Here is a 5,711-nt window from a genome sequence, read left to right on the forward strand (position 1 = left end):
AGCTGTGGCGTTTTCATTTATTTCTTCATTTGGAAAGCCAATAATCTCAATCCGTTAAACACCACCAGTAATGTAGATCCCTCATGTGCTATCACCGCGATGCCGATGGAAGCAATACCAATGATGGTTAATGGGATCAGCACAGCCACCATGCCTAAACTCATCCACAAATTCTGGCGGATAATCCCTTTCGATTTTCTGCTCAGCGCAATGGCGAAAGGCAGATTGTCCAGTTTGTCGGCCATCAGCGCAATGTCTGCGGTTTCCAGTGCTACCGCAGATCCTGCGGCGCCCATGGCAATACCTACGGTGCTTTTCGCCATGGCCGGCGCATCGTTAACGCCATCTCCGATCATCGCTACTTTGCCTTCTTCCCGGCTTAGTTTTTCGATGGCTGCTACCTTTTGCTCGGGCAATAAGCTCCCCCAGGCATCGGCGATCCCAATTTTATGGGCAACTGCCGAGGCTACCTGCTGGTTGTCGCCGGTGAGCATCACCATTTTTTTGATGCCTATTTCTTTTAGCTGTACCAGCGTGGCTGCCGCTTCTTTACGGGGCACGTCCATCAACGCGATCAGGCCAATCATCTGTTCATCCTGTTGTACAATCATAGTAGTATTGCCGTCTTTTTCCAACTGATCAATCTGGCTAACCACTTCTGCCGGCAGCGTTTTGCCAGCCTGCTCAAATAAACCCGGATTGCCAATGACGATTTGTTTGCCCTGATAGGTAGCTTTCACACCACGACCAGAAACGGCCGTCAGCCCTTCAGCAGTGGCCACTTCCCGTTGCAGCTTTTCCTGCCCGCCTTTTACAATAGCCGCAGCCAGCGGGTGATCACTTAATTTCTCCACCGCCACCACTACGGTTAATACTTCTTCCTCTGTGGCGCCGTTTAAGGCGACTACTCCGGTTAATGTTGGTTTACCCTCTGTGAGCGTACCGGTTTTATCAAATGCCAGGGCCGTTAAACTACCCAGTTCTTCGAGCGGTCCGCCACCTTTGATCAATACACCACTCCTGGCGGCACGTGCAATACCGCTTAACACCGCACTGGGTGTTGAAATGGCCAGCGCACAAGGACTTGCCGCTACCAGCACAGACATGGCCCTGTAAAAACTCTGACTGAAAGTTTCATCTATCACCAGGAAGGCGAAGAGTAATAATACCACCAATGCCAATACCAGCGGCACAAAATATTTTTCAAATTTATCGGTAAACAATTGCGTGGGCGATTTCTGCGCTTCCGTTTCATTCACCAGCTTGATTAACCGCGCCAGGGTAGAATCTGCCGCAACACTGGTTACTTTTACTTCCAGCACCTGGCTACCATTGATGGTGCCGGCAAACACTTTGTGTTCCGCGCTTACATTTTTATCCGGCTGTTGTGGATCTGCCACCGGTGTTTTATCTACCGGAATACTCTCACCCGTAATAGGGGCCTGGTTTACACTACTACTACCTTTTACCACTATACCATCGGCAGAAATTTTACTATTGGGTTTTACAATGATAATATCATTGGCCAGCAGTGCTTCTATGGCAATTTCTTTTTCTTCATTATTACGTCTTACGATAGCTGTTTTAGGCGCCAGATCGGCCAGTGCAGCAATGGATTTACGCGCTTTGTTCATGGCATAATGTTCCAGTGCATGGCCCATGCTAAACAGGAAAAGCAATAGTGCACCTTCTACCCAGTCGCCCAGAATCCCCGCGCCAATGGCGGCAACCAACATCAGAAAATCAATTTCAAATTTTCCTTTGGCAATAGATTCCACCGCTTCTTTGGTGGTATAAAATCCACCAAAAAAATAGGCGCCAATATATAAAGATAAACTCAGCCAGGCCGGCAGTGAAGGAATAAACGTAAACGCAAAACCCAATCCCAGCAATACGCCGCAAATAATACTAAAGAAGAGTTCCGTATTTTTTCCGAAGATACCGCCGTGATCATGCGCATGGTCATGGTTATTGTCGTGATCATGATCGTGCTTTCCGCCATTTTGGGAAACAGTCGTGTCGGGTGTCCTCTCCTGCTCAGTAGGCCGTTCTGCTATTGTCGGTTTCATCATTATTTATTTTTAGATAGATTAAATGGGGGTCTTTTCATCTCGCAGAGAGATAAAGACATTACAACGGTGATGACTATACTAAACTAGTGAAGGAGGTTGCAACAATATCCGGAATGTTAATATATCAGCTATCCATCTCCTGCTAAATATCCATTAATATAAAGGTAAAAAAACAGGCAAATCTTTCCTTAAAAAAGATTGCAACTCCGTTGTAAATGCGCCACAGATAATTGATACAGGGATGCACTTATTTTTGTGAGAAGGGCAATAAAACAAACAATGACCGCCATCGGGGACGGCTCTTTTCTATCAGGGTATCAGAATACAATGCCGGCGGTAATAACGCTTACGTTCACGGACCTGTCGCCAAAACTCACTGCTCCATCTAACTTTATCTGATCAGGGTAACGGTAGTAATATCCACGATAAATATAGGATGCAAAAACGCCGATATTGGCAAAGTGCCATATCGCTCCTGCTCCTACGCCGTAAAAATATTTACCGGATTCATTAAAGGTAACAGGTTGTTGACCACCTCCCTCCGCATCTACTTCCGCTACATGACTTACACTATATACATTGAAACCAAACTGCCCCGTAATATATGGCTCAATATGTTCAAAGCGATGCTTGAATTTAACATCCGCAAACACAGGTACCATCACGTGATCCTTATAAGAGGTAATATCTACTCCCGGACCTATAGCAATCATATTGTGCAGGAGCGACACATTACCGATAATACCACCGCCCAGGACTCCATCATGCACCATCCCGTATACATAGCCATTTAGCAGCTTGTTACTTTGCGCCACGCTGAAAAGAGGCAGGACCAGTAAAAAAACAAGTATCTTTTTCATAGTAAATATTTTCGATCTATCTTGGGTGCGATATGTGTCGTTATGGTAACATTTTGCTGCCGTATATTGTTGCACGTAGCTTTTGTTTAATTCAATTAAAATGACACCCGGTAACCTATTTATCTGCCTGCTTTTCTTATTCGCCGCCTGCACCAGCCGCCCGGTGAGCGATCACCCTTATACCACGGATGGTTTGACCATGAACCTACCTCCTTACTGGAACGTAGTCCCGGATGGAATTGACACCGCCATCTCCGCTGACCGTGTAATAGCATTCATTAATAAAGATCCGCAAAGCAAAGGCGCCAGTCTGGCCATCTGGATCGAGAATGACACCAGTGATATCAAAGTCAATCTGCAAACCGTAGTAAACGTCTCCCGTAACCGGATGACCAAACTCAATATTCCCTTTCAGCTGTTAAAAACCAATGAAGCCATTCTGATAGGTACCAAACATGTACTGAGAGCCAGGTTCAAATGCGAGGAACCGGGACATCCCACACTGGGGATAGCGACTGTTTTCCGCATGGAGGGCAAAACCTACCACGTTATTTACATGACCTGTGACGAAATAAACCCGGACAATACGGCGCTTATTGACAAGATCATCAGGTCTATGAAGAAATTTGATCTGAAGGATCTTCCGGCAAATTAAACTTCACCTCCGGCACATACCCTTCGCGGAATGCATTGACAACAGATTTTGGCGTGAGTACCTGTACCTGCTCCCCTTTCTCCGGCAACACCATTTTTTTAGTATACCCTTCGGGAGACCATAAAAGCAGCGTTTGTTTATAGATTACGTACGGCTGATCATGGTATACAATAAAGCAACCCTCCGGCAGCTCATGAATGGAAGCAGTAAAGGTTACCTTTGCTCCCTGCCGGTCTATTCTTTCGGTATGTAATATTTTGTCTATCTCCTGAATGGATACGTTACTTTCAAAACCGTATGCCACATTCCCTTTTAGCCAACAGGCTTTAAAACGATTATAATCGGCTTTGCGGCACTCAAAACAAGGCCGGTGACCAGCAGCAAAGGCAGTTGCTTCATCCCGGAAAAACAGCTCCGTATAACGGTGTGGGCTCATTACTGTTCTTCTCCGGTTTTTGAACTCCAGCACACAGATCAGCCAGGCTTTTAATTTGAAGGGGCGTAGAATATGCTGCTGTTCATCATGCAATATGCCCCGGTTACCCATCCAGGTGCCGCGGGCGCTGGTACGGATAATATTCCCAAATGGATCTACCCTGTTTTGTAACATATCTGCAATTGTTTTTTTGGGAGATGGATACCTTGGTAAAGCTACCGAAAAAACGGGTGATGGAACGGGGTGGAAACGGGGATGAGCGGGAATGGGGCGTTCGGATTTTGTAAAAAAATGGGTGATGCGGGGAAATTTTTTGGCTGCTAAACGCGCTTTGTTTTAATAATTGTTTATTACCTTCGCGCCATCATTCAATTTTTATGGCCCAATACCTCATTGTGTTCTTGCTGCTGCGTGTTCTGTAATTTCCATCAAAATTCAATATGGCACTGAATTTCCATAGATAGTTAATCCGTAAAAAGCGATTGATAAATAGTATTTAACCTATACGCTTCCCCTACAGGGGAGTTGCTAAAAGTGACCATTTACCCGGCGATTTAATTCGCATAACGAAAATAAACAATTTGATCAAAATGGAGTTCCGTTTAACCCGTACTGCATCGTTATTTTTGCTGTTACTTTGTATCGCTGGTTTTGTCTCCGGGCAAGATATACAGCATACCCTGAATGTGAATATTGCGCGAAGTGAATTTAAAGCCAAACAGGTCATACCACCCAGCCCGGAAGCTGCATCCCTTGGCCAATATGGCAATTTACCCATGAACCTTTTCACTGGTACGCCCACCATCAATATCCCTTTATATGAACTAAAAGGGCAAAGCCTTTCCTTACCTATTTCACTAAGCTTCAATTCAACAGGTTTCAAACCAGAGGAACTTGCCTCCTGGGTGGGTCTGAACTGGTCATTAAATGCGGGAGGAGTAGTAACCCGATCTGTCATGGGAAATCCGGACAATCAAAGCAATTATTACTCGAACGACTCTACGCTACAAATCCCGCCCTTCACCGATTTATTCGCACTCTTTGATTATCAGATGAATACTCAAAGGGCATATAAAGATGCGCAACCAGATTATTACTATTACAACTTCGCTAACAATACCGGAAAGTATATTATCCGTCCTAACGGTGTAGTACTCAAAAAAGACAAAAACAACCTTGCTATCAGGCATACCGGAATAGTATCACCAAGCATCACAGATGAACTTGGAAATATTTATACGTTTTCTGACCAGGAAACCACCCGGATGGTATTAAATGATGATGCTGAACCGGACGGCCCCAGCGTATTGAGTTATACATTTCCTTCCAGTTGGTTCTTGTCTAATGTTACTTCAGCCGACGGCAATGAGCAATTAACTTTTGAATATTACACTTCTACTGGTGAACAACCTATTTATCAGAATATCAAAAAAAACGAATCAGTCACTTATACCGTCACCTCCAGCGGCAATCAGACTACAAAATCAACAGAGAGTTATACTTCAGTTCCACCAGAAATCCATATCCTCAGAAAATTCCTGAAACGTATTAGCCTGACTAGAAAAGGCCAGGTAGTTGCTTATGTAGATGTCATTTCATCCAATACAAGAAGTGATGCCAGCTTCCCGGAAGACAGGATGGTACAGGGTATTAATGTTTACAACAATATTAATAACAATAGCTTGCTG

5 protein-coding genes are annotated in these 5,711 nt (G+C 44.7%); 2 read left to right on the forward strand and 3 right to left on the reverse strand.

What is annotated here, in order from left to right:
- Positions 1-17: 17 nt before the first annotated feature.
- Positions 18-2,069: a heavy metal translocating P-type ATPase gene (locus VIP81_RS28845; RefSeq protein WP_331969817.1), complete on the reverse strand. Its 2,052-nt coding sequence runs from the start codon at positions 2,067-2,069 to the stop codon at positions 18-20.
- A 320-nt stretch (positions 2,070-2,389) separates the two neighbouring features.
- Positions 2,390-2,932, reverse strand: coding sequence for a hypothetical protein (locus VIP81_RS28850; RefSeq protein WP_331969820.1), 543 nt, complete (start codon positions 2,930-2,932; stop codon positions 2,390-2,392).
- 100 nt (positions 2,933-3,032) lie between these two features.
- Here VIP81_RS28850 and VIP81_RS28855 point away from each other — a divergent pair, with 100 nt between their 5' ends.
- On the forward strand, positions 3,033-3,587 hold the full coding sequence (locus VIP81_RS28855; protein ID WP_331969823.1) for a hypothetical protein: 555 nt from the start codon (positions 3,033-3,035) through the stop codon (positions 3,585-3,587).
- Here VIP81_RS28855 and VIP81_RS28860 read toward each other — a convergent pair.
- Positions 3,547-4,197: a hypothetical protein gene (locus tag VIP81_RS28860; protein WP_331969826.1), complete on the reverse strand. Its 651-nt coding sequence runs from the start codon at positions 4,195-4,197 to the stop codon at positions 3,547-3,549. The two genes, VIP81_RS28855 and VIP81_RS28860, sit on opposite strands and share 41 nt — an antisense overlap.
- A gap of 416 nt (positions 4,198-4,613) precedes the next feature.
- Here VIP81_RS28860 and VIP81_RS28865 point away from each other — a divergent pair.
- The coding region (locus tag VIP81_RS28865; protein WP_331969829.1) for a hypothetical protein at positions 4,614-5,711 on the forward strand (1,098 nt) is incomplete at its 3' end.

It is taken from the genome of Chitinophaga sp. (assembly GCF_036566945.1).
Classification (GTDB): domain Bacteria; phylum Bacteroidota; class Bacteroidia; order Chitinophagales; family Chitinophagaceae; genus Chitinophaga.